Below are 25,631 nucleotides of genomic sequence, written 5' to 3'. Positions count from 1 at the left end.
ACCTCTATTTTCTATGGGCTTCAATCACAAATGGCAATTGACTCAAGCGATCAATCAAACGGCTCAATTGATTCAAATGGTTCAATTCCAACGTTACAAAAATCTGGGCAATGCCATTGCCTTCACTTTTCATATTGATGTCAATGATGCGCAGTTGCTCATTGGTGATGAGGTTATTGACCTCTTTCAACAAATCTTGATGGGAATGGGCTTTGATCATCAAATCAGATGTGACGCGCTGCTCTGCATCATAGCCCCAATCCACATCAATTTCGCGGGCAGGCGACTGCTCAATCATATTGATAAAGTTTGAACACGTTTTACGATGGATCACCACGCCACGATTGATCGTCACAAAGCCGCCAATCAATTCAGGGGGTGCAGGTTTACAGCACGCAGCCATCTGCACCAATAGATTGCCCACACCTTGCACACGCACGCCGGCATCATTGCCTTTAGCTTGCGTTTGAGGACGAATGAGCGAATCTGGCGTAATGGCAGGTTCTTCCACCTGTTGTGCATTTGGCAAACGCGTCAAGAACTGGTTAATGGTGACTTCGCCCGCACCTAATTGCGCATGCAATTCATTGATGGAATTACAGTTTAAACGCTTGGCAATTTTAAGGAGCGCATCGGGTGATAAGTTTAAATTCAAGCGCGAAAATTCACGATCAAGGAGCTGCTTGCCGGCGGCAATGTTCTTCTCTTGCGCTTGCTGCTTGAACCATGAACGGATTTTGGCGCGCGTGCGGTTTGATTTCACATACGCTAAATGGGGCGAGAGCCAATCGCGGCTGGGCGCTGCATTTTTACCCGTTAAAATCTCCACTTCATCACCATTATTGAGCACATACGTCAATGGCACAATGCGCCCATTCACCTTTGCTCCGCGGCAGCGATGCCCTAAGTTGGTGTGAATTTGATACGCAAAATCGAGCGGCGTTGCCCCTGCCACAAGCTCAATGGCTTCACGGTTTGGCGTTAACACATAAACATTTTCACCAAAGAGATCTTTATCTAACAACTCTTTAGAAGATTCACTGTTCGCCTCTTGATCGAGCAATTGGCGCACGCGATTGAGTTTCGCTTGCTGGCTGAGGGATGCATCCGACTCTTTATAGTGCCAATGAGCGGCAACACCGAGCTCTGCATGTTCATGCATTTTTCGGGTGCGAATTTGCACTTCAATGGCTTTATTTTGCGGCCCAAGTACAGCAGTGTGCAGGGATTGATAACCATTGGGTTTAGGGTTGGCGATGTAATCATCAAACTCTCTTGGCAATGGCGGCCATTTTTCATGCACCATACCAAGGACGCGATAACAATCGGATAAGTTTTTCACAATGACGCGCACCGCACGCACATCGAGCAACTCTTCAAAAGATTTACCTTTTGTGGTCATCTTTTTCCAAATGCTGTAGATGTGTTTGACGCGCCCAGAGACTTCCCCTTCAATCCCTTCAGCGGCGATTAAATCCTCCACTTCTTTAATGATGGATTGAATGTAGACTTCTCTATCAATGCGCTTTTCATTGAGATTTTTAGAGATGAGTTTATAATCCTGCGGCTTTAAATAGTGCAGCACTTCATCTTCTAATTCCCATTTAAAACGGCTGAGCCCTAATCGATTGGCCAATGGCGCAAATACATCACGCGTTTGCTCTGCCACCAGAATTTTAATCTCATCGGGCTCATATTTGAGGTGGCGCATGCGCACCACTTGATTCGCTAGAATGATGACCAGAGTTTGCACATCTTCCACAATGGCGAGCAGCATTTTACGAAGGATCTCTTTCGTTTTCTCCTGCGCACCGGATAGATTGCTTGTCTCTTTTAAAAGATTCAATTGACGCAAAAAGCTGTGATAGCCTTCTGGCACTTGCTCAAGAGGAATTTCAAGCACAAAGAGCATCGCAATGATGCGAAGCTGAATCCCAGAAACTTGCCCCAATAAATAAGCAGTTTCAAGGGCACGCTTGAAACTTGGATCATTTTGGTGCTCAAGAAAGAGCTGATACTCTGCCTGAGGCCAACTCTCTTGGCATTGTGCAAACCAATCTCTTAATGTTGTTTCATCAACGACTCTAGACATCCGTTCCTTCTTTTGTAGTTAAGGTTCGTGATAAAAGTTATCCCTTGCGTGTTTCGCACGGCTGAAGATCTCTAAAATGGTTTCGCGGTCTTCTTTGTCTAACGCCTCTTCCACCAAAGCAATTTTCTTCAAATATGCACGCAACACTTGCAACACGGCTTCGCGGTTCTCTAAACAAATGTCCGTCCACATTTCAGGATTTGAGGTGGAAATGCGTGTAAAGTCACGAAAGCCACCTGCCGCAAAGCGGAAAATCTCCGCGCGATCATCCAAATTTGCCAACGTATCCACAGTGCTGTACGCCAACAAATGGGGAATGTGGGATGTCGCCGCAAGCACCTGATCATGATGCACCACGCCCATCTCTTCGACAATCGAGCCCACCGACTCCCACATTTTTGTCAATGTGGTCACCGCGCTATGATTGTTATTGATGTGGGGAATGATCAAAGTACGGCGCTTTTCAAAGAGCTCTGCAAATGAGTTCTCAACGCCATGCTTTTCCGTCCCTGCAATCGGATGTGCAGGCACAAAGCGTTTAGGCAAATAACCCACCGCTTCTGTAATCGTACGAATCACAGAGCCTTTCGTCGAGCCCACATCACTGACAATGGCATCCTCTTTTAAATGCGGCAACATCTCTTTGACCAAACGCCCCATCACCGTGATGGGGGTTGCCATGATGATGATGTCTGAATCTTTCACCGCTTCTGCTAAATCCGTGGTGACTTCATCAGCAACGCCCAATGCTTTTGCTTTTTCGAGCGCATCGACATTGACATCATAAGCCACCACTGTGCCCACAGCGTTGTTTTTCTTCAAGGCGCGTGCTAAAGATCCACCAATGAGACCAATGCCCACAATGGTGACGCGATCCACATAAAACGGCTTACTCAATTCAATTTTCATGGGTTACACCATTTCAATCACATCAAATTCAACGATCGGGGAAACGTCTGCTTCATAATCCACACCCGCTAAACCAAAGCCAAATAAACGCTCAAAGTTCTCTTTGTAGCCTTTATAGTCCGTTAAGCTGTCGATGCTCTCTGTTTCCACTTCTTTGAGGATCAACTCACAAGCGCTTTGCACTTCTGGTTTCAATTCCCAATCATCTAAACGAAAACGGCCGGATTCATCCACTTCGCCGCCTTCGCCATACATGCATGTGGCAAATAAGCGTTGAATTTGCTCAATACAATCTTCGTGTAAATCCAACTCTTTCATCACACGAAACGCCGCAGAAATGTAAAGTGGCATCACAGGAATGGCAGAAGAGGCTTGTGTCACCACAGATTTTAAAACCGCAACGGCAGCATGACCTTGATATTTCTCTTCAAGCATTGCGTTGATTTCACGTGCTGCGCGCTCAACATCTTCTTTCGCTTTTCCTAAAGTGCCATGCCAATACATTGGCCATGTGATCGCAGTCCCAATGTATGAATATGCCACAGTTTGCACATTTTCAGCCAAGACGCCAGCTTCATCCAGGGCTTTCATCCAAAGCTCCCAATCTTGGCCGCCCATTACTGTCACTGTATCACTGATTTCTTCAGCGGTTGCAGGCTCAACAGAAGCTTCAATCACTTCATTTTTATTGGTATCTAAAGATGGCGCTGTGTATGTTTCACCGATGGTTTTTAAGGCAGAGCGCACCACTTCGCCAGTCTCTGGCAATTTACGCACAGGTGATGCCAATGAATACACAACGCAATCGACTGTGCCTAAATCTTCTTTAATGAGCTCAATCACTTTTGCGCGCACTTCATTTGAGAAGGCATCGCCATTGATGCTTTTTGCGTATAAACCCGCTGCTTTGGCATATTTATCAAACGCCGCTGAGTTGTACCAACCGGCGGTGCCCGTTTTCTTTTCTGTGCCAGGTTTTTCAAAGAACACACCAATTGTTGCCGCATCACTGCCAAAAGCCGCTTCAATGCGTGAGGCTAAACCATAACCTGTGGATGCACCAATCACCAATACGCGTTTTGGACCATCTTTGAGTGGACCTTTTGCGCGAATGTAGTCAATTTGTGCTTTCACATGTGCATCACAACCTGTCGGGTGTGCTGTTGTACAAATGAATCCGCGAATTTTAGGTTTAATAATCATAACTTTTCTCTTTCTAAACAGTTGATAACTTTTCGTTAATGGTCATCATCATAGCATTAAACGCTGCTGTAAATTGCTCGATGCCATTTTTTTCTAAGGTTTGTGTGACTGATTCTAGATCAATATTGTGTGCGCTCAATGCGCGTAAATTCGCCTCTGCTGCGGCTAAATCATCCTCTAAACGCACGTTTGGCTTGCCATGATCTTTATACGCAGCATAAGTCGCGGGCGGCATTGTATTAATGGTGTGCGCGCCAATCAATGCATCCACATATAATGTATCAGAATAAGTAGCATTTTTGGTGCCCGTTGATGCCCACAGCAAACGCTGAATGCGCCCGCCTTTACGGGACAATGCATCAAAGCGTGCATGCCCAAAATGTTTCAATAACTCAGCGTGTGCCATTTTGGCATTGCTGATGGCAATGGTGCCTTGTAATTCTGGGGCAATGTCTGCCAATTTTGGATCAATCGCCGCATCAATGCGGGAGATGAAAAAGCTTGCCACAGAAGCCACATTCGCAATCGGTCGCCCTGCCGCAACGCGCGCTTCTAAACCCGATAAATATCCCTCAATCACTCGTAAATAGCGTTTGATGGAGAAAATCAGCGTCATATTGATGTTGATCCCCTCAGAGATCAAATGGCTCATCGCCTCAATCCCTGCAATCGTTGCAGGAATCTTAATCATGGCATTTTTTCGATTAATGCGGCGCCACAAAGCTTTGGCTTCTGTGATGGTGCCAATCACATCAAAAGCCAAATTCGGTGACACTTCTAAGCTCACATAACCATCTAACCCTTCGGTTTTTTGATAGACGGGCAGCATAAGGTCACAGGCTTTTTGGATATCGGCAATTGCCAAATCATAAAAGATCGTCTCAGCAGACTTTGAGGCTTTTTGTAAATCACGAATGCTCTGATCATAATGCCCAGAGCAAATCGCTTGATCATAGATCACAGGATTAGAGGTCACGCCCCTTAAATCATCCTCTTTAATCAAAGTGGACAATAAACCGCCTGCGGCTAACATCTCGCAGGAAATATTGTCATACCATACACTTTGCCCTAACTGATTCAACTGCTCTAATGGATTCATGGCCACCTCAAAAAAGTCAATGCTGTGTTATCCTAGCGCTTATCGTAGACTCTGCCAATATCTTGGGGCATTCTTTTCGCAGTGCCTTTAGGTAACCAAACCGGAATATTCGCAGGAATCGCCGCTTGGTTGATTTGAATGTTTTTTAGCCATGCAGGATTGAGCTCAATTAAATCAATCTCTGAAATCATCAATGCATTGGCTAGATCACGTACTTTAATCGGTGCATTTAAAGTGATGGCATCCACTTTACGTGGCTTTTGGGGATGAAGCCCTGGAAAATAGCTGTCACTATTATCCGCAATGCGTTTAGCGGCTAAGAATTCAGCGTAAAAGTTACGTGAGGCAAAACCAAAACGATCGCCTTGATACTGCCAAACGATTTTGCCAATGTCATCGGTGCCCAATTGATTTTTCGCGCGCACCATGCCGCCCACGCCATGATTGTATCCCGTCAATGCCAATGGCCAAGCTTGCGTGCGTTGATTTGCAGCACCTAAATAACGCGCTGCACCTTCTGCCGCCATAAAAGGATCTAAACGACCATCAATCACATTGCGCTGCATGGGCATATAATCACGCGCCGTGCTTGGCATAAATTGCCACATGCCTGCCGCCCCAACGTGTGAATACGCGCGCCCTTGGAATGAAGATTCCACATGCGGCAAATAGGCAATCTCTTCAGGCACATTGTGACGCTTCATGATGGCTTTGAATTCAGGCAAATAACGCCCGCTGATCTCTAAACCTTTACGGAAATTATTTTTTAAACCTGTTTGATAACGCAAGCGCTCTGGCGCACCATAAATGGCCGCTTCTCCACCGGCTTTTTTAAGCAATTTCACCCAATGGCGCTGATTACGCGTGAGCTTTTCTTTATTTTGATAACGCGCCACCATGTCCACAAGTTCTTCACGCAGAATGTTTTCATTCGCGCGCAAAAAGTCGCGGCGATCTTGATTCGGCACGGGCACCACATCATAGATCACACTTAAATAGCGATTGTCATGATAAACCGCTTGATTTTCATTCCATTCACTATAAACGCGCTCCCAAAATTCCACCATCGGTTCCATCGATTTAGGTTCAGGGAAATGATTGGTCGAACAGCCGGCAAGCACCATGACGCCAAAAAGCGTCATGCGTGTGATCAATGTTTTCATAGAGTTCTCGTGCGTTAAAAATTATGCGTGATCTGAGGCTTGACCCACAATGGCAGACACAAAGCTTTCTGCTTCAAAGGGGCGCAAGTCATCAATGGCTTCACCGACGCCAATAAAGCGCACAGGCACATTGAGCTTATCGGCAATGGCAAAAATGATCCCGCCTTTGGCCGTGCCATCTAATTTGGTAAAAGTAATGCCGGAGAGTTTGACAATCTCATTAAATTGCGTGGCTTGATTTAAGGCATTTTGCCCAGTAGATGCATCCACCACAAGCATCACTTCATGTGGCGCAGATTCATCAACGCGCCCCATCACACGATGAATTTTCGCCAACTCTTGCATTAAGCCTGCTTGCGTGTGTAAACGCCCTGCAGTATCTGCAATTAAAATGTCCACTTTACGGGCTTTGGCTGATTCCATCGCATCAAACATCACAGACGCAGGATCTGCCCCTTCTTTTTGTGCCACCACAGGAATGTTATTGCGCTCGCCCCACACTTTCAATTGTTCAACGGCCGCAGCACGGAAGGTATCGCCAGCGGCAAGCATCACGCTTTTACCTTCAGATTGGAATTTTTTTGCCAATTTACCAATGGTGGTGGTTTTACCCACACCATTGACGCCCACCATCAAAATCACATAAGGCGAATGTTCTGTATTGTCCACCACCAGCGGTTTTTCCACAGGCTTGAGAATTTCCACCATCTCTTTATTTAAGGCTGCAAGTAGCTCATCAACATTTGATAAATTCTTACGGGACACTTCGGCCGTGATGTTGGCGATCAATTTTTGCGTCACTTCAACGCCGACATCCGCCATCAAAAGGCGCGTTTCTAACTCTTCTAAAATGTCATCATCGATGGATTTTTTACCAATGAAAAGATCCGCTAAACCTGCGGTGATGCCATCACGCGTTTTACCTAAGCGCTCTTTTAAACGTTTAAAGAATCCTGTTTTGGGCTTTTCTTGCAACACAGCTTCAGGCGCTTTAATCGTTTCTTCAACGGTATGCGCGATCTCTTCTACATGTGCCGTTTCGATCGTTTCAGCAATTTTCTCTTCAGTATCGGCAATGGTTTGCGCGGCTTCTGGCGCTGATGTTAAGACAGTTTCACCGGTTTCAACCGATTGCGCCACCACATTTTCAGCCACAGCTTCAAAGATCTCTTCGGCTTCGATCTCTGCAATGGTTTCATGGTGATGCGGTTTATTTGGTGCAATGTCTAACGTTGCTGATTCACTCAATGCCGCGGTATTGACGGAAATGGCAGATTCAACCGCCGCTAAAGATGCCTCAGAGGTTGCTTTTTCCTCGGCAACAACAGGTTCGACCGTCTCAACCGGTGCTTCAATCACCTCGTCAACTTTTTCAACTTGTTCTTCTTTTTTTGATCTAAAAAGACGGGAAAACCAAGAGCCTTTCTTTTCTGACATGCCAATAACCTTCAATCCAAATAGGGGAACATAAAATGGTGCTATATTATCAAAAAATAGCGCTCACCACCTGACTTTCCAATTTTGCGCCCATTTTCTAGTTAAGCAATTCATTTTGTGTCAATAAATGGTGGCTGACAAAGTCACGAATCGCCCCATAATTGCCACGAAATAGAACGCGATCTTGCTTTTGTGATAATTGATATTCATACATCGGATCATAGTATGTGGTCAATAAGGGTTCAAGCCAATTCAAATGCGCGCTGATGTCGCCCGTATTGCATTGTACCTGTAAAGCATGCGTGAGGGCAGCATCTAAATCACGATATCGCTCAAGCCCTAGGCGCTTTTGCACGGCAAATAAACCATGGTGTAAATAAGCTTCATACTGCTGCCAACCCTTTGCCTCACCATATTGCTGCTGATATTGTGCGGACATCTCTGAAAAATAGAGCTGACTGATGCGCGCTAAACGATGATCAAGCGGTTCATCAATGATCACAAGTGGCGCTTGCTTCATGGATTGATGGAAGCATTCTGGCAGATACAATTTACCAATATTGCGGCTTTCATCTTCGATCAGCCACAGCGGCTCTTTCTCTTTAAGCACACAACATGCAGCCAGCTCATTTTCAAATAGAGCTTGTGAGGGTTGCGCCGTTAAGGTTTTCCCAAAGGCAGAGCCATGATGATTCGCCAGTCCTTCTAAATCAATCGATGCTGAAAATTCATGGAGTAAATCTGTTTTGCCAGTGCCTGTATTGCCGCTGATCATGAGCATTGCATGATTAGGGGCATTGTCTAAAACTGATAATAAATAGCGGCGCAGCCCTTTATAACCTAAATACACGCGGGGAATGTCCATGCCCATCTCTGAGAGCCAATGCTGCGTGATTTTAGAGCGCATGCCGCCACGGGCACAATAAATCACTGCATTAGGATGCGCATGATAAAAATCTTGCCACGCGGCCATTTTATGGGCTTTATTCGCACCACTGACCAATTGATGCCCAAGCGCAACCGCTGCGGCGCTGCCTTTTTCTTTATAACATGTACCCACTTGTGCTCGTTCATCATCATTCATGATGGGCAAATTGATGGCGGTGGGCAGATGTCCTGTGACATACTCAATCGGTGCACGCACATCCATCATCGGCACACGATTGAGGATCAGAGAATGATAATCCTCAATGTCTTGTGTTTTCATTTATTCAACAACTTCTTGTTCCACGGCCATATCGTACACCCAGCGTTCTTCTTTCGTACCTTTGTCGTACGCTTTTAAACGAAGGCGATACGCAATGCCAGGCTCTGCAGAAAATCCTTCAATCGTCCCTTCATAAGGCTGCCACGCAGATTCTTTATTCTCACGGATTTGTAAACACTTGGCATTTGGATCATTTGGGCAAGGCACTTTTTCATTCGAAACATAAATAAAAATGCGCTCATACGCTTCTGCTTTCACATCCTTAAAGCTGCCTTGATCGAGCGTTAAAGGCATGTATACGCTTCGAACTTCGCCTTCAATGGTGCCGACTAAAAAAAGTTGGTTGCCTTCACGCACCACTTTAGGCTGATTGTTTAAAAAGCTTTGAATGCGTAAGCTCATCAATTCTAAGGGTTCGCTGCATGCCATTAAAGTTGATGCTAAATTACGCTCTGCGATGAACGTATCGTATTGATTGATGTCCATGCCGCCCATGACCGTGTTGCAGCCACCTGTGATGGCAAAGCTTTTATTGTCCATATCCACAGTTGCGGTGACTGAATGATCAGTTGAGATATTATCTAATGTGAGTCCTGCAAAGCTTGGCGCCATCAACAGTGATGCCATCAATGCTGATACAGCTAAGGTTTTCGTTTTCATAATGATTTCCTTATCGATTCGATCATGACCATTAATATTAGCAGATAACCAAAATTAGTTGGAGAGATTGGCCACATAATCCCGCGCAGGCTGCCAATTGAGCGCGGTTTGTGCATATTGACCATTCACTACATAACTTCCCCACAATTCATCAAAGCTACGCGCGCGCCCTGTTAATTTCATGCTGGCTTTGGCCATAATTTTAGGCAGATAAAAGAGCTGCAACGGCACTTCAGCAGAAACCGCAATGCCTTTAAAGATCTCCGTGGTGCTTAACGCAAAGCCATCGGCAATGATAAAAGTGTCACTGCCCTTTTCTGGTTGCATTAATACCGCGTTCAGTGCAGATTCAAAATTACACAGTGCCAGCATTGTGCGCTGATTGTCCATTTTATCAAACGGCAACGAACGCCCTTCTTTCACCATGGCAATGTAATGCCCAAATTGATTGACTGCATCGATGTGATAAATCAATGGCAAACGCAAAATCACCAAATCAATGCGATCTTTTGCCGCTTGTTGCAATGCCATTTCAGCGGCAAGCTTTGAGCGCGCATAAGCTGTTGCTGGCGCAAATGGACTGTTCTCTGTAATGTCCATGCCTGATTCACCATGCACCTTTGTGGTGCTGATGAAAATAAAGCGCCGCACACCTGCTGCCATGGCAGATTCTAATAATTTCACGCTGTGATCCACATTTGCGGTGTGATAGTCAACATCTGTTGCATTCGCCGTTTCATTTAAACCTGCCAAATGAATCACAGTATCCACATTTTGGGCAATTTCCGCGGTGACATTGGCAAGATCACGCACCAAATGATTCGGATAACTCTCTTGTTGTCGGCTCGTGGTGATCAAATAAGCATCGGTTCTTTGTAAAAAGCGCGCAATGCGACGCCCTAAAAAACCAGAAGCCCCCGTCAATAAAATGGTTTCATTCATCCATTTCACCTTTTTCATACAAAAAATATAGTTTACGCCTTTTTTATAGAAAATATTGTTTTCAAACTATTTTTTATCCTAATTCAGAGATTTATTGGCAACACCGAAACATTAAATTGACTGATTATTGAGCTAATCGTAAAAAAGATGTGACAAAGCATTTTTCTTATGTATAATGCAACTCCTCTGAAGTTGAAGAGATTNCGGAGCGGTAGTTCAGCTGGTTAGAATACCTGCCTGTCACGCAGGGGGTCGCGGGTTCGAGTCCCGTCCGCTCCGCCATTTTTTGGCTNNTTCNGTCAATATCTAAATTTCCAAATCCCATTGTATTTACCATCTGAAGATTGCTACACTCTCACTGTGTTTAATCGATCTATTTGGAATCCATCAATGTATAAAAAATTCATGATTCTCATCGCCGCCCTTGCTTGTCTGACCGCGTGTACTTCTCCTTATAGCGAAGCTGAGCGTTTAGAGCAATGCGTATTGCATGGCAATACCAATAACAACTGTGAAATCTCAACGTTAGACGATGATGAATAAAACAAAAGCTGGTGAAAACCAGCTTTTTTTGTGGACCATTTATTTGTGATGCGCGCGACTCACCACAAAGTCTGGTGTGATGCCAGAAGCTTCAATATATGGATAAGGATCCTGCCCCCTTAAAAAGCCATAATCTGCCATCAATGCCGTTTTCATGCCGCAAGTGTTGCCCCCTAGAATATCCGTGTGCAAGGTATCACCCACCATCAAAATACGGTCAATCGGTACATTTCCTGCAATGTCACGAATGCGCTCATAACTCAATGAATAGCAAAGCTGAAAGGGCTTGCCAAAAAATTGCACCTCCACACCATCAATTGCTTTAAAGTCTAAAGCATATTGCCCAGGTTCCACCGTAAAGCCTGTGGCTAAAGGTGCGCACACATCAGGATTACCAATCAAAATGGGGCGCGGACGTTTCTTTAAATGCTCAACAAGCCACGCTTGTTTCTCAGGACTCCATTCCATCGTACCTAAAAAGAGAATGCCATCGACTTTATCAATGTTCTCTTCTGTTAAATAGACCGTTCTTGCATCAATCGTAGAAGAATCATAATGAGGCGAACCCACCACGCCCCACAATTGATCAAGGGCTGTTAATGGGTGCGCCGCGATCGCATGTTCTGCCGCCATGCGTGATGAAATCACTTGCGCCAATGGAATCGGATAACCCCATTTAGGATAACGCGCCGCATTAATGGCCACAGGAAATGTTGCGCCATTCGTTAAGACAAACGCCTGTTTGCCCTTTGCCATTAAGGCATTGATCACCTCTGGCATGCCATCGATGGGATTAGGTCCCACATTCAACACGCCAAAGCCATCGAGCAGCATGACATCAAATTCATCTGCAATCTCTAAAAGCGAGGCAATCGGACGCGCAGCTTTCACAGGCTGAGGCATTTCGGGAAAGAGGACATCCGGGCGATAATGGTTTAAATAAATCGCCCAGTTACGATCAAAGTCTGACATGGCATATCCTTTTTTAGTTTAATGGATCGGTGCGCTCAGTTTACTATAAATCCATATTTTTATTTGCCATCAATGGCGACAAATCATGTAAAATGGTTGGTTTATCGAATTTTTAATTAGGCAACAGACATTTATGGCAGGAATGATTCAAGAGATGCAACGCAGACGCACGTTTGCGATTATTGCTCACCCTGACGCAGGTAAAACCACAATGACCGAAAAGCTCCTTCTCTTTGGGGGTGCGATCAGCTTAGCCGGTACGGTCAAAGGTCGTAAAGCGGCGCGTCACGCAACGTCAGACTGGATGGAACTCGAAAAACAACGCGGGATTTCCATCACTTCATCTGTGATGCAGTTTCCGTATAAAGATAAAATGATCAACCTGCTTGATACGCCGGGGCATGAAGACTTCTCTGAAGATACGTATCGCACACTCACAGCGGTGGATTCTGCCTTAATGGTGATCGACTGTGCAAAAGGTGTTGAAGAGCGAACCATTAAACTCATGGAAGTTTGCCGCCTGCGCGATACGCCCATCATGACTTTCATCAACAAATTAGATCGCGAAGGTAAAGACCCGATTGATCTATTAGATGAAGTGGAAGATGTGTTAAAAATCCAATGCGCGCCCATCACTTGGCCAATTGGCATGGGTAAAGAGCTCAAAGGTGTTTACCACTTAATTGATGATTATGTGGCGCTCTATGAAGTGCATAAAGATGGTAAAAAACATGACAGCCGCATCATTCAAGGTTTAGACAATCCAGAGCTCGACGAAGTATTGGGCGAGAAAGCCAATGAGTTCCGCGAGGAATTAGAATTGGTGCGTGGGGCAAGTAACGAGTTTAATTTAGAGGATTACTTAGCCGGTCAATTAACGCCTGTCTACTTTGGCTCTGCCGTCACCAACTTTGGTGTACAAGAGATGCTCGATGGCTTTGTGAAAATCGCCCCGCCGCCAAAAGGTCATGCCACCACAACCCGCATTGTGGAACCTTCAGAAGAGAAATTCACAGGCTTTGTGTTTAAAATCCAAGCGAACATGGACCCGAAACACCGTGACCGCATTGCATTCATGCGCATTTGCTCTGGTAAATATTCACCGGGCATGTCCGCTCGCCACGCACGCATCAACAAAAACATCAAAATTCCAGATGCTTTAACCTTCATGGCCTCAGAACGTGAACACTTAACAGAAGCTTATGCCGGCGACATCATTGGTATTCATAACCATGGCACCATCCGCATTGGCGACACCTTTACAGAAGGCGAGGATTTAGTGTTCACAGGGATTCCGGACTTTGCCCCTGAATTGTTCCGCCGTGCGCGCTTACGTGATCCGCTTAAAATGAAGCAGCTTCAAAAAGGCTTAGAAGAGCTCTGCGAAGAAGGGGCAACCCAGCTCTTTAAACCGCTCAACAGCAATGATTTGATCATTGGCGCGGTGGGTATTTTGCAATTTGACGTCGTCATGCATCGCCTAAAAACCGACTACAATGTTGATTGCATCTTTGAAGCGGTGAATGTTTCCACCGCTCGCTGGGTCTCTTGTAAAGATGGCAAAACCTTTGAGAACTTCATCAATAAATGCTATGACAACTTAGCCATTGACCATTCGGGCGAATATGTTTACATCGCACCAACGCGTGTGAACTTAACGCTTGCTCAAGAGCGCCATCCGGACATTAAATTCACGGCCACCCGTGAACATGGCGTCAATTAAGTCACACATGAAAAATCCCTCACATTGAGGGATTTTTTTTGCATCATCCAATATTTATTAAATGTGCGCAAACTGCCCTAAGCCATAAGTGATCAACATCGTCAGCATGCCCACCACCACATTGCGAATCAGTGCTTTTAAACGCGGTGCTCCACCTAATGCAGCGCTCACATAACCGGTTAAGGCAAGCGCGACAGAGACCACGGCAAATGTTCCCACAATCTTAATGTGCACAGGCAACAGAAAAATAAAAATGAGCGGAATCACCGCGCCCACAGTGAAAGAAAACATCGAAGAAATTGCTGCATTCCACGGGCTCACATAATCGCCAAGCGTGATGTTAGATGCGGTTTTTAACTTAACCCCCAAAGGATTCACCTTCATCAATTCCGCGGCGACTTGTGTTGCCAATGCATGACTTAAACCTTTATCCTCATAATATTGCACAAGTTCCGCCGATTCCCCTTTAAAGTCATTCGCTAAGCGAATGCGCTCTTTGGCCTCCTCTGCTTGCTCCACGTCTTTTTGTGTGCTCACAGATGCATATTCACCGCCCGCCATGGATAAAGCCCCTGCCAATAATCCTGCAATGCCTGCCACCAAAATGGTCATAATGTTATTCGTTGCACTCGCCACCCCAATCACGAGCCCCGCCGTTGAGATGATGCCATCATTGGCACCGAGCACGCCTGCGCGTAAAATATTGAGGCGATTCTCAATCGCCCCTTGATGTTTTTGATCTGTCTTCTTTTTCATAGAATCCTTATCTTTTCTCATTGTATTCACCATTAACGACCGCTGCCGCCACCGCCGCCTGAACCACCACCCGCTGATCCACCGCCGCCCGAGCCAGAAGCCCCGCCACCACTATTATTTGAACCGCCAAAACCCTTGTCATTATCAACATTACGAAAAGGTGCATGATATAAATTGGCTTGATTCGCTGCGGCCAAAAAAGCGCCACTGCCCACCACGTCACTGTCTGCATAATTTTGTGGATAAGCTGCTTGATACAGGTTCAGCCAATCATTGTCCACGCCCAATAAAATGGCATGCGGCAAATAATGCTCAAACAGATCCGGCGTTAAATTAAAGCCCGTAGGATTGCGCTCTGCTAAAAAGCGCTGAAATCCCTTCACTGCGCGGGCTGCCTCCGCATATTGTGGGCGCAGCACATAACGGCGTTCATAAATGAATAACAGCATCATCATGATGAGCACAATCGGGATCAACACGCATAGATACATCAAAATAAACTCAGCATCCGTTAAAGGCTTAGGCAGCCAATCTTCTTGCGTTGCATAGAGCGGCAAGCCGCCAAAAATCGCCCCAAAGCCACATAAAATCCACGATGCTTGTTCATCGTCGTCATCCCTTTGATCACGCATTAAAAAATCCATGATCACAGGACGAATCAATTTAACCGCCGCAATCGCCATGAAGATCAAACTCATGAAGATTTCTAATTGCAAATACAAGGTTGCCAGCGCCATCACACCTGCAATGATGGCAAGCCCAAAGCCCACATAAAACTTCATTTTTGGCGTATAAAAATAGTCAAACCCATGAATCAAATGACCGCGTAAACTCTGAATGGCACTGCGTAATCCTTTGGCATCTTGATCGTGCCAATCATGGAGCAACTGCTGCTCTGCCGCTTCTAAACGCCCATGAATGTTCGATTCAGGCAAACGCTCAATGTTGCCATAGCCATCCATGGTTAATGCACCTTTTTGATGCAAATCCACAAGGAATGCCAACGCGGCGCGATCTAACGGCGGATCAATGGGATCATTGCCTAAATAAAACATCTCTTCCAACGTCAGGCCATCGGGCGGTGCATAACGAATGTTGTCATCTTGCTGCCCTCGCCACATTTTTAACAGCAAACGCCCACCCATAAACCAAGCGCTCATGAGCACCAGTAAAATCAAAAACACCACATTCACAGGTTGCATAAAATTCGGTAGATAATGGAGGGCACGCGCCATGATTAAATCTGTCCAATCAGGCTCCACACCATGAATGATGCCTGCGGTAAAGCCTGTGGCAATCGTCAATCCTTCATGCGGTTTTAAAGGCACGGGCACAGAAAAATTGATTTCATGCGGCGAGATCACCTCAACATCCGCGGCATTGTGGCTGCCAAGCCCGCCATAATACGCTGCCGATTGAATCTCAGACACTGACCGCGGCAAATATAACGTGGCGCTCGCATGCGTGATGGGGAGCGTCCATTGCTGACCGATGACATTTAAATACAGCTCATCATAATCTTTAAGGCTACGCACATGATGATCACTGCGCCACTCAATCACAAAGGTGTGCTTGCCCTTTGGCAAATAATGGCTAGGGTCATCGATGGCTGCACCCGTTAAAATTCTGAGCCCGCCATCATAATGTTCAAGGGTATAAGGCTCAGAGCGGCCATCACGCAGCACATGGCGCACTTTGACAGGTGTTTCAACGGATTTTTGTAACAACTGAAAGCCTGTAGGGATGTCCCGAACGATGCCGCGGCGCACCTCTTCATGATCCGTTTCGATCGTAATGGTCTCTTTGACATCAATGTTGCCTTTATTCGTCAAATGCACAGTGACATGATAATTCTCAATGTGATCGCCATACGCCACAGCGAGCAAACATACGATCATCCATGCACTTTGAAAAATCTTTCTAATCACTCATCAACCTTTTCTAACACCCATCGTGAGCAATGATTATACAGAGCTCATCTCAAAGGTAAAAAAATACCCCGATGATTTGCATCATCAGGGCATGATATCCATCGATCAGCGACTTATTCAGTCCCTTGACCTAAGATTTTACCATTCACTTCAACACCATAGAGATTCACACCATCATTGGCATGATATTTCTCTTTGGTTTTCTCAACAGAACCGTCCACTAAACGCGGATCTTGTGGGCGCTCATGGCTATTCATGAAAGCTGCAACGTCCCAAGCTTCTTGATCTGTCAATGTGTTGCCTTTACCCAATGGCATGTTCGCTTTAATGAAGGTGGCTGCAGTGTTGATGCGGTGCATCCCTGCGCCCCAGTTAAAGGAATCTTTGCCCCAAAGTGGTGGGAACACATAGTTATCCCCAACTTTTTGACCCATACCATCGGCACCGTGACAGAATGAACAGTTTTCTGCATACACTTTTGCACCATTTTCGATGCTGTAGCCACCTTCTGGTTTTGGCACATCAGGATACGCGCGACCTGGCAATGATTTACCTGTCGGTGCACCTGTGGCTAACCAGTAAGAATAAGTGATGAGTGCTGTCATTGCATCGCTGTCTGCCGCAGGTGGTTGACCATCCATACTGAATTGGAAACAACCTTGAATGCGTTCTGCAAATGTATTCACTTTGTTATTTTTGCTGCGGTATGCAGGATACATCGGATATGCACCCCACATTGGCGCTGCATTCGCTAAACGACCTTGATCCATGTGACAGTTCACACAGTTCATGCCATTGCCCACATATTCAGGCAATTGATTTTTCGTATCCACGAAAATTGCATGCCCTTTTCTCACCATGTCGCCAAATGCGTTGTCTGGGAGATCTTTTTCTGAAGGCGGCTTGTGATATTCTTCACCATGCGCAATCTCTGGCGCTTGTTTTAACTGGGATTGATCTTCCATTTTAATGGGATTATCCGCAAGTGCCACAGGAGAGATGAATGCTGCCGCTAAAGATGCCACTAATAGCTTTTTCATAATTATTTCTCCACTTGTTGATCGTTAATGGTGGCAAAATACTCTGCCACTGCCTTCATTTCATCTTCTGTCAATGCGCGTGCAATGTGACCCATTAAATCATCTTGGTCATTGTGGCGCGTGCCATTTTGCCAAGCTTTTAATTGGTTCACGATGTACACAGAGCTTTGATCCGCTAAACGTGGGAAAGATTCACCCACGCCCACGCCGCTTGGACCATGACAAGCCACACATTCAGGAACATTGCGACTCCAATCTCCACGAAGTGCCAACCAGCTGCCTTCATCAGTTGGCGTGGCTGCACGTGTAATCATTGGCACTTCTTTCACATCGAAAGATTCCATGTATTCTGTCACTGAATCGATTTCATCATCACTCAATGCACGTGCAATGGGATCCATGATGGGATGGCTGCGTGTGCCATCCTGAAAATCACGCAACTGTTTTGCTAAATATTCAGCGGACATCCCTGTGACATTTGGATAACCTGCTGCTGGCAAGCCTAAACCTTGCGCACCATGACACGTTGTACATGCCAAGGCTTGAGGTTTTTCACCGCCTTTTGTATAAACTGCTTCACCTTCATCCGCATGACCGATGAAAGGCAATAGCCCTAAAAGAGACAAAGCCCCGAACTTCTTAATCTGTCTCATATGCCCTCCTCACTACCACTGTATAAAACTCAAGTGGTTAAGGATATCAAGTCTATATGGCAAAGAAAACAGAGCCACAGGCGACTTCATACCTCTGCGGTATGTTTTTGCATGCTAAATGTGCACATAAAATGATCTTAGGCAAACTTTTATAAAAATATCAACGAATGACAAAAGATCACAATCCATCGCTTAGGATCACTTATTTTGTCATTCGCCATGGCCAAAAAATTGACGCAATCAAATATTATGTATATTCGTCAAGTTTTTAGCATTTAACCCCGTAAAATGGTTAAAGGTGAGGCTTGTGTGACTGATCGGGCACTCAACATTCCCATTGCAGTGATCAGCATAGCACCCATCAATGGCAATAGCCACAAACGAATGTGCGGTTGCCAGGATAAATCGAGCAAATAGTGATAGAGCAAATAACTGATGAGTTCGCTCCCTAATACTGCCAATAAACCAGATAAACCGCCCATCAATGCAAATTCGATGCCTTGGCTTTTCAATAATACGCGCCGATTCGCCCCAAGCACTCGCAATATTGCCCCTTGTTTTAAGCGCTCTGCCAGTGTGGTTTGTAACCCTGCAAGGAGCACCACAATGCCGGCTGCAAGCACCAAAACTAAAATGTATTCGATCGCCAATGTCACTTGCTGCAAAATGTCATTAAGTTGCGTGATCAAAGCTTGTAAATCGAGCAGCGTCACCGTAGGAAAATCTTTCATCAACTCGATCAATGCGCGTGTCTGTGCTTCTGGCCAATAAAAGCTCGTTAAATAGCTCACCGGAGCATCCTTCATAGAATCAGGCGCAAAGATCACAAAAAAGTTGGGTTCAATGGTTTGCCAATCGATCGAGCGTAAACTCGTCACGGTATAATCCTTCGCTTGCCCTGCAATCACAAAGGTTAAAGTATCATTGAGCGCAACGCCTAAACCTTTAGCCAAATCTGCATCTAACGACACACCATGATCTTCAGAAGCAGCTTGCCACCATTGCCCTGCCACCACTTCATTGCCTTTAGGCAAATGCTCGCTCCATGTGAGGTTTAAATCGCGATCAATCGCATTTTTCGCCCGATCACTGACCAACTCAACCGCCTTCACACTCTGCCCATTGACAGCCGTCAAGCGCCCCATCACCACCGGATAAAATGGTGAAACATTACTGGCCTCTCTATGTAGCGCGTTGGCAAAATCCTCTTTTTGCATCGGGGAGATGTTCAATGCAAAATGGTTCGCGGCATCTTTTGGCAGTTGTTCTCGCCAATCTTGCAACAACTCACTTCTGAGCATCAACACCAATGCCATCGTCATCAAAATGATGCCAAACGCCACCATTTGCCCCATTGAGCGCCTTGGGTGACGCAATGTTTCTCCAAGCGCCATTCGCCAAATAAACGATGCAGATTGTAAGCTTTTTCGCAGTAAACGCACCACGCCGTACAACATAAAACCGAGCACCAACACCATCAATAAAGCGCCGCCTAATAAAGAGAGCGTCAAGGTTAGATTCAAGCTCAATTGCCACATGATGAGAAAGAGCGCGGCAACCGCTAAACCATACACCACAAAATTTTTAAAGGGCACGGGCGCTGCATCTTCACGCAAAACACGTAAGGGCGGCGTTCGCCCGAGCGCTGCAATCGGTGGCAACGCAAAGCCAAGGAGCACAATAAAACCTGTGCTCATGCCCGCAAAGGCAGGCACAATGCCACCTGCAGGCAAATCACCTTTAATCACATTCGACAGTAACGCCAATAAGCCCAATTGCACGCCATAACCAAGCACCGCACCGATGATGGCACCGATCACACCTAAATAAATGAGCATCATGCCATATAAGGCAATGACCGTATTTTGCTGCATACCAAGGGCGCGCAGTAAAGCACTGTCATCATAACGGCGCGCCGCAAACTGATTCGCTGCCAAAGCAATGGCAACACTCGACAACAAAATGCCCACCAAACTTGCCAAATTCAGGTACGTTTGTGCCCGCGACAATGCACCGTTGATCTGTTCATTGCCATCTTTTGGCGTTAATAACGCTTGATGCGGCTCAAGGGTTGGCAATAATGCCTGCTGAAGGCGCTCGATGGCCGCAGAATCACCTGCCCAAAGATCACGATGCGTCACACGGCTACCGGGCTGCACCGCGCCTGTTGCCTCTAAATCTTCAATATTCATCAAACCAAATGGATTCAAACTGTAAAAGCCACCGGCGCGATCAGGTGTATCCACTAAAATGTTGCTGATCCGTAGGGGCAACTGACCAATCTCTATCGTTTGCCCAAGCGTCAAATTGAGCGCATAGAGTAAACGATTTTCCACCCAAATTTCCCCGCGGGCAGGTCCTTGATCAATGGCAACGGGCGTTGAAGACTCAACCGACTCAATCGTCAATGTGCCACGAAGCGGATAATGTGAATCCGCAGCTTTAATACTCACGAGCTGCATCTCATCATCATTGAATACAACTGTTGAGAAATTCACCGTGTGCGCATGGGTTAAACCTTCTGTATTCATGGCAACTTGTGCAGCATTTAAAGGCATTGAGCCACGCACCACAAGGTCGGCGGCTAAAAACTCCCCAGCGCGCGCATTCATTGAGCCTTGTAAACGCGCCCCAAAGTAACCGATCGCCGTACTGATGGTGACAGTCAGCATCAATGCAATCCATAAAATGCGTAGCTCTCCTGCCTTAAATTCACGCCACAATTGACGCCAAGCGAGGATGCACAATTCGCTCAAACCCATTTTATGCATGATCAAATTCCTCGTGGACTAAGCGCCCGGCTTCGATCTGTATCCGGTGTTCGCACCGCTCAGCTAACCGCGCTTCATGGGTCACTAAAATCAAAGTCGTGCCTAAAGAATCGTTGAGTTCAAACAGCAACTCAATGATGGATGCCCCTGTTTTGGTGTCTAAATTACCGGTGGGTTCATCGGCAAATAATATGGCGGGCTCAGCGGCAAAGGCTCTGGCAATCGCCACGCGCTGTTGCTCACCGCCGGAAAGCTGTTTAGGATAATGATTGAGCCTTGCTTTAAGCCCCACACGCTCTAATAACTGCGCTGCCTTTGCACGCGCATCTTTTTGTCCCTTTAATTCTAAAGGCAGCATCACATTTTCAAGCGCCGCCAGCGAATCTAATAACTGAAAAGATTGAAACACAAAGCCCACATGCTGTGCACGAAGGGCGGCGCGCTCATCCTCATTGAGGGTTTGCAGTTCAACACCAGCGAGCGTAATTGATCCTGTGCTGGCTGTGTCTAAACCTGCCAATAATCCGAGCAATGTGGATTTACCAGAGCCTGAACTCCCCACGATCGCCAAGCTCTCGCCTTGCTGCACACGAAACGTAATGTCTTGTAAAATGGTGAGGGGCTCTGTGGTTTGTACGGTTTTACTCACGTCTACTACATCTAAAATGATGGGTGTCATATGGTGTCCATGATCATGTTATATTGCCCCATCATAACATTTAGACGGAGATTATCATGCAATCTATCCTAAGACTCTGTTTCATTCTTTTATTGTTCATCCCTGTTCAGGCACGTACCCTATTGATTGTTGGCGACAGCATCAGCGCCGCGTTTGGTATCCAGCCAGAAGAAGGTTATGTGGCGCAATTACACAATCGTTTGACCGAAGAAGGTTACGATTATACCGTGATCAATGCCTCGATTTCAGGGGATACCACCAGTAATGGCCTCTCGCGTTTACCTCATTTACTGAGCACTCATCAACCAGACATCACCGTGATTGAACTTGGCGGCAATGATGGTTTACGGGCAACACCGCCTAAGCAAATTGCCGAGAATCTCACACAAATGGTGCGCATGGCCAAAGATGCTGGCAGCGATGTGGTGCTTGTGGGCATTCAATTGCCGCCCAATTATGGGCAAGCGTATCTCAAGCGCTTTTTAGCCATTTATCCTGACATTGCCGCGGCGGAAAATATTGCCCTGCTCCCTTCGATTGTGGCAGAGACTGGCGGTAATCCTGAGCTGATGCAAAATGATGGCATCCATCCGAATGCCAAAGCGCAACCGTTATTGATGAAAGCCATGTACGAGGTGCTTCTACCGCTCCTTAAAAAGGATGTGCCATAATTTTTTGTGCCGCCACAACGCCCCACCAACAGGCTTCTTCAAAAATGGAGTAACCCGATAAATCACTGTGGGCAAAGAGTAAACGCGAATCATGGGCTCGTAAATTTAATAAGCCTTGATTGTGCAAAAATCCCGGTCGCGGGCTTGCCATGGCATGCCCGCGCACGGTGAGATCAATGTGTTCAATGCGATGGCTGAACTCTTTGCCATACAATTCTGATAAATCCTCTGCTGCCAATGCAATCAACTCATCTTCAGACGCATTGATGAGCCATTTACGCATCACATCTGGCGTTGCTTCCGATAAAACGCGATAACTTGTGAACACCGTTTTTTCTGGCATCGCCACATAAATGTGCTGATGCGTGCTGTTCACATAACCGAGCGTTGGGCCTTGATAAACCACATTGTCCCACGCTAAGCGCTCAGAGGTATGCTCTTTAGGAAAGCCCTTTAACACAAAATTGCCAATGATCCACGGCGCATAAATGGGCAAATGTTTTGCAACATCAAAGCCATATGCTGCCATATTTTTAACAATGCGGGAGGCCATATATAAAGGCGCAGCACAAATCACATTTCGCGCTTTGATGCGATAACGCTGCCCATCCTGCACATAATCCACCGTGACATAATCCTCCTGCTCTTCGATCGCAACCGCGCTCCCTGCCATGGCATAGCGATATTCATCGGGCAGATCCGTAGGCAATTGAGGCACCGTCGCAATGTCAATCCATGCCCGCATTTTATCCACCAATGTGCCCAATCCACCATCCCAAGTGAGCAATTGATTGTGATCATCGCTGTGCGTGCGCGCTGCAAAATATTGCAAACCTGCCCATGCAGAGACATCCTCAATGCCCTGCCCATAATCATCTAAACAGCAATAATTGAGATACCACAATAAACTCTCTGAACGGTAATTTTGCATCTCAAGCCACGTGGCAAACGTGATTTGATCGAGCATCGTAAAAGCTTCATCGTTTGAAGCAAGCGCCACAGGAATCACAAAAGCACGCTTGCCGTCATTGCCATAACTATTTTTCAGGACTTGAATGTGCTCAAAAAATCGGCGACCCTCTTCATCTAACGTTGGCAATAATTCAGGCTGCCATTTGTGATCCCGCCATAAGCGCTCAGCCGGTGCATGCACCGTTGCCATTTCATCATATTGCCCATCTTTGAGTAAGCCTAAATCCTTCAATAAGGCTTTAACATGGATAGATTCTGCACTTGGCTCCGCTAAATAATGGGCGCCGGTGGGAAATGTCATCCCTTCATATTGCCCGCTTGCGCTGTTGCCACTGGTTTCTGGGCCATTGAGGATCACGAAATTGCGCTGCCCTTTTTTTAATTGCCATGCTGCAGAAATCGCCGCAACACCACTGCCCACAATCAATGTGTCTAACATCATGGGCAATTCAATGGCAGCGCCATCCATCGCATCACGCACAGCGTGCCCTGCTGCTAGGCCAGCATATTGCACATGGACGGTGGGCGATTTTGGCATCACGTTAAAATAAGTGTAACCCCCAATGCCAATGGCAGAGGCTAAACCAACGCCATTGACCATAAATTCTCGGCGACTCCACTTCATTGACTGATCGCCTTGCGCCAATCTTCCTCAAAATATTTCACGAGGATTTGTGTATTGAGGTGATTCGGCTCAACATTCGTGCGCAGCGGCATATCCTTTGGGAAATTGAACATTTGCGCGGTGGTGATCTCATCTAAATAGCGCGTAGGGATTTGAAAGGACGTGGGCACATGAAACGCATCCTCACGGCTCGCTAAAATATAACCCCATTCCCCAAACGATGGCACATAGGCATGATATGGCAATGTGTATAAATTCGCTGCTTTCAACGTGGCATTGATGCTGCCATAAGCATTCGGTGCAAAATATGGCGAGGTGGACTGCACCACCATCATGCCTTTTGGGGACAAATGCTGCGCCACTAAACGATACATGGGCACAGAATAAAGTTTGCCTAAGGAAAAATTAGAGGGATCTGGGAGATCAATGATGATCACATCAAATAATTCTGTGGATTGCTCGAGCCACTTTGCCGCATCTTGATTGATGATGGTCACATTTGGATGATTGAGTGCGTTGTCATTTAAGCGCGTTAATTCCGCAGACGTTCGAAAGAGCTCCGTCATCTTTGGGTCTAAATCCACCAACGTAATGCGCTCAACCTTTGGGTATTTTAAAACATCGCGCGTAGCCAACCCATCGCCGCCACCTAAAATGAGAATGTTTTTAGCCTCTGGCACATTTTCCATCACTGGCAATACAAGCGCTTCATGATAGCGAGCTTCATCGAGTGAAGAAAACTGCAAGTTACCATTGATGAAAAGGCGCACATCATCTTTATATTTTGTAAGCACAAGACGCTGATAAGGTGAGTTGTACTGATAAACAATCGGGTCACCAAAATAGTGTTGCTCCGCCTTTTCTGTCCAATCATTGGCAAAGAAAAATGCCGTCAATAAAATCAGCAAAACACCATGACCACGCCATTTGAGGCTTTTATAATTGGGCAATTCTGCCCTAAACACACGGCTGGTTAAAATGGCCACAAGCACATTTAAAATGCCAAAGAGCAAAGCACTTCTGGCCATGCCAAGCTTTGGCGCTAGCACTAAAGGAAACAGAAGCGAAACCGCAAGCGCTCCGAGATAATCAAAGGTTAAAACTTTACTGACAAGCTCCTTAAAATCCGTTTTGTATTGATTCATCACACGCATCACCAAAGGAATTTCCATCCCGACAATGATGCCAATGACCAACACAAACGAATAGACAATCACTCTAAAGGGCGATGAGGATAAGCCAAACAAAATAAAGAGCAGCAATGCACACACACCGCCAATGAGCCCCACCAATAATTCAATCTCAATGAAGCGATGCAACGCATCTTCATCCTTAATGTAACGGGTTAAATGGGCGCCAATGCCCATCGCAAAGAGATAGCCGCCAATGATGGTGGAAAACTGCAAAATAGAATCGCCCAGTAAATAACTGGCGAGCGCGGCAATGATGAGTTCATAGGCAAGCCCACAACTGGCCACCACAAAAACAGAAATGATCAGGGTACGATTAAACATTATGATTTTTAAGATGATCGTGAAAGAGCCTGTGATCTTAGCATGAAATGGTGTAACATTCTGCCATTA

At 46.1% G+C, this 25,631-nt stretch carries 21 protein-coding genes and 1 tRNA gene; 4 read left to right on the top strand and 18 right to left on the bottom strand.

What is annotated here, in order from left to right; all coding sequences use genetic code 11:
* Window positions 1–4 precede the first annotated feature (4 nt).
* The 9 genes from B143_RS0100185 to B143_RS0100145 all read right to left on the bottom strand — a co-directional run bounded on the left by B143_RS0100185 (window position 5) and on the right by B143_RS0100145 (window position 10,712).
* The gene (locus B143_RS0100185) at window positions 5–2,092 is read right to left on the bottom strand and encodes a RelA/SpoT family protein (RefSeq protein WP_018121695.1); all 2,088 of its coding nucleotides are present in this window, start codon (window positions 2,090–2,092) and stop codon (window positions 5–7) included.
* Between the two features lie 18 nt (window positions 2,093–2,110).
* On the bottom strand, window positions 2,111–3,001 hold the full coding sequence (locus B143_RS0100180; protein ID WP_008316433.1) for a prephenate dehydrogenase: 891 nt from the start codon (window positions 2,999–3,001) through the stop codon (window positions 2,111–2,113).
* 3 nt (window positions 3,002–3,004) lie between these two features.
* Complete coding sequence (fabV, locus tag B143_RS0100175; RefSeq protein WP_018121694.1) at window positions 3,005–4,204, bottom strand: enoyl-ACP reductase FabV; 1,200 nt, start codon at window positions 4,202–4,204, stop codon at window positions 3,005–3,007.
* 13 nt (window positions 4,205–4,217) lie between these two features.
* Window positions 4,218–5,303, bottom strand: a complete 1,086-nt coding sequence (tal, locus tag B143_RS0100170) for a transaldolase (protein WP_018121693.1) — start codon at window positions 5,301–5,303, stop codon at window positions 4,218–4,220.
* Between the two features lie 32 nt (window positions 5,304–5,335).
* Window positions 5,336–6,466: a lytic transglycosylase domain-containing protein gene (locus B143_RS0100165; protein WP_008316428.1), complete on the bottom strand. Its 1,131-nt coding sequence runs from the start codon at window positions 6,464–6,466 to the stop codon at window positions 5,336–5,338.
* A gap of 21 nt (window positions 6,467–6,487) precedes the next feature.
* Complete coding sequence (ftsY, locus tag B143_RS0100160) at window positions 6,488–7,903, bottom strand: signal recognition particle-docking protein FtsY (RefSeq protein ID WP_018121692.1); 1,416 nt, start codon at window positions 7,901–7,903, stop codon at window positions 6,488–6,490.
* Between the two features lie 97 nt (window positions 7,904–8,000).
* Window positions 8,001–9,110, bottom strand: coding sequence for a tRNA 2-selenouridine(34) synthase MnmH (gene mnmH, locus B143_RS0100155; protein ID WP_018121691.1), 1,110 nt, complete (start codon window positions 9,108–9,110; stop codon window positions 8,001–8,003).
* Complete coding sequence (locus B143_RS0100150; RefSeq protein ID WP_018121690.1) at window positions 9,111–9,770, bottom strand: DUF4377 domain-containing protein; 660 nt, start codon at window positions 9,768–9,770, stop codon at window positions 9,111–9,113.
* Between the two features lie 54 nt (window positions 9,771–9,824).
* The gene (locus B143_RS0100145; protein WP_018121689.1) at window positions 9,825–10,712 is read right to left on the bottom strand and encodes an NAD-dependent epimerase/dehydratase family protein; all 888 of its coding nucleotides are present in this window, start codon (window positions 10,710–10,712) and stop codon (window positions 9,825–9,827) included.
* A 205-nt stretch (window positions 10,713–10,917) separates the two neighbouring features.
* Between B143_RS0100145 and B143_RS0100140 the strand changes: the two genes are divergently transcribed.
* Together B143_RS0100140 and B143_RS09955 are read left to right on the top strand one after the other, a co-directional pair.
* Window positions 10,918–10,994 (top strand) — tRNA-Asp (locus tag B143_RS0100140).
* Between the two features lie 108 nt (window positions 10,995–11,102).
* A complete protein-coding gene (locus B143_RS09955; protein ID WP_008316420.1) occupies window positions 11,103–11,255 on the top strand; it encodes a hypothetical protein in 153 nt (50 codons plus the stop codon).
* Between the two features lie 39 nt (window positions 11,256–11,294).
* On the opposite strand, the gene B143_RS0100130 is transcribed toward B143_RS09955, so the two are convergent.
* Entirely contained in the window at window positions 11,295–12,227 is a 933-nt protein-coding gene (locus tag B143_RS0100130) for an HAD-IIA family hydrolase (protein WP_018121688.1), read from the bottom strand.
* A gap of 133 nt (window positions 12,228–12,360) precedes the next feature.
* Between B143_RS0100130 and B143_RS0100125 the strand changes: the two genes are divergently transcribed.
* The gene (locus tag B143_RS0100125; protein WP_008316418.1) at window positions 12,361–13,950 is read left to right on the top strand and encodes a peptide chain release factor 3; all 1,590 of its coding nucleotides are present in this window, start codon (window positions 12,361–12,363) and stop codon (window positions 13,948–13,950) included.
* A gap of 57 nt (window positions 13,951–14,007) precedes the next feature.
* On the opposite strand, the gene B143_RS0100120 is transcribed toward B143_RS0100125, so the two are convergent.
* From B143_RS0100120 to B143_RS0100095, 6 genes are all read right to left on the bottom strand, one after another.
* Complete coding sequence (locus tag B143_RS0100120; RefSeq protein WP_018121687.1) at window positions 14,008–14,706, bottom strand: VIT1/CCC1 transporter family protein; 699 nt, start codon at window positions 14,704–14,706, stop codon at window positions 14,008–14,010.
* 32 nt (window positions 14,707–14,738) lie between these two features.
* A complete protein-coding gene (locus B143_RS0100115; protein WP_248647487.1) occupies window positions 14,739–16,634 on the bottom strand; it encodes a DUF2207 domain-containing protein in 1,896 nt (631 codons plus the stop codon).
* A 116-nt stretch (window positions 16,635–16,750) separates the two neighbouring features.
* A complete protein-coding gene (locus tag B143_RS0100110) occupies window positions 16,751–17,677 on the bottom strand; it encodes a c-type cytochrome (protein WP_018121685.1) in 927 nt (308 codons plus the stop codon).
* A 2-nt stretch (window positions 17,678–17,679) separates the two neighbouring features.
* Complete coding sequence (locus tag B143_RS0100105; protein ID WP_008316414.1) at window positions 17,680–18,330, bottom strand: c-type cytochrome; 651 nt, start codon at window positions 18,328–18,330, stop codon at window positions 17,680–17,682.
* 275 nt (window positions 18,331–18,605) lie between these two features.
* Window positions 18,606–21,101 (bottom strand): ABC transporter permease, encoded by a 2,496-nt coding sequence (locus tag B143_RS0100100; protein WP_018121684.1) that lies wholly within the window; start codon window positions 21,099–21,101, stop codon window positions 18,606–18,608.
* Entirely contained in the window at window positions 21,094–21,780 is a 687-nt protein-coding gene (locus tag B143_RS0100095) for an ABC transporter ATP-binding protein (protein WP_018121683.1), read from the bottom strand. Before B143_RS0100095 ends, B143_RS0100100 begins: the two co-directional genes overlap by 8 nt.
* A 56-nt stretch (window positions 21,781–21,836) precedes the next feature.
* On the opposite strand from B143_RS0100095, the gene B143_RS0100090 reads away from it, so the two are divergent.
* The gene (locus B143_RS0100090; protein WP_018121682.1) at window positions 21,837–22,451 is read left to right on the top strand and encodes an arylesterase; all 615 of its coding nucleotides are present in this window, start codon (window positions 21,837–21,839) and stop codon (window positions 22,449–22,451) included.
* Here the strand turns inward: B143_RS0100090 and B143_RS0100085 are convergent.
* Both B143_RS0100085 and B143_RS0100080 read right to left on the bottom strand, forming a co-directional pair.
* Window positions 22,432–24,048, bottom strand: a complete 1,617-nt coding sequence (locus B143_RS0100085; RefSeq protein WP_026165634.1) for an NAD(P)-binding protein — start codon at window positions 24,046–24,048, stop codon at window positions 22,432–22,434. The genes B143_RS0100090 and B143_RS0100085 overlap by 20 nt on opposite strands.
* Entirely contained in the window at window positions 24,045–25,562 is a 1,518-nt protein-coding gene (locus B143_RS0100080; RefSeq protein ID WP_008316405.1) for a polyamine aminopropyltransferase, read from the bottom strand. Before B143_RS0100080 ends, B143_RS0100085 begins: the two co-directional genes overlap by 4 nt.
* Between the last annotated feature and the right edge of the window lie 69 nt (window positions 25,563–25,631).

The organism is Wohlfahrtiimonas chitiniclastica DSM 18708 (assembly GCF_000375345.1).
Classification (GTDB): domain Bacteria; phylum Pseudomonadota; class Gammaproteobacteria; order Cardiobacteriales; family Wohlfahrtiimonadaceae; genus Wohlfahrtiimonas; species Wohlfahrtiimonas chitiniclastica.
The sequence above is the reverse complement of the archived record's forward strand: the minus strand, read 5'-3'. Positions and strand labels throughout refer to the sequence as shown.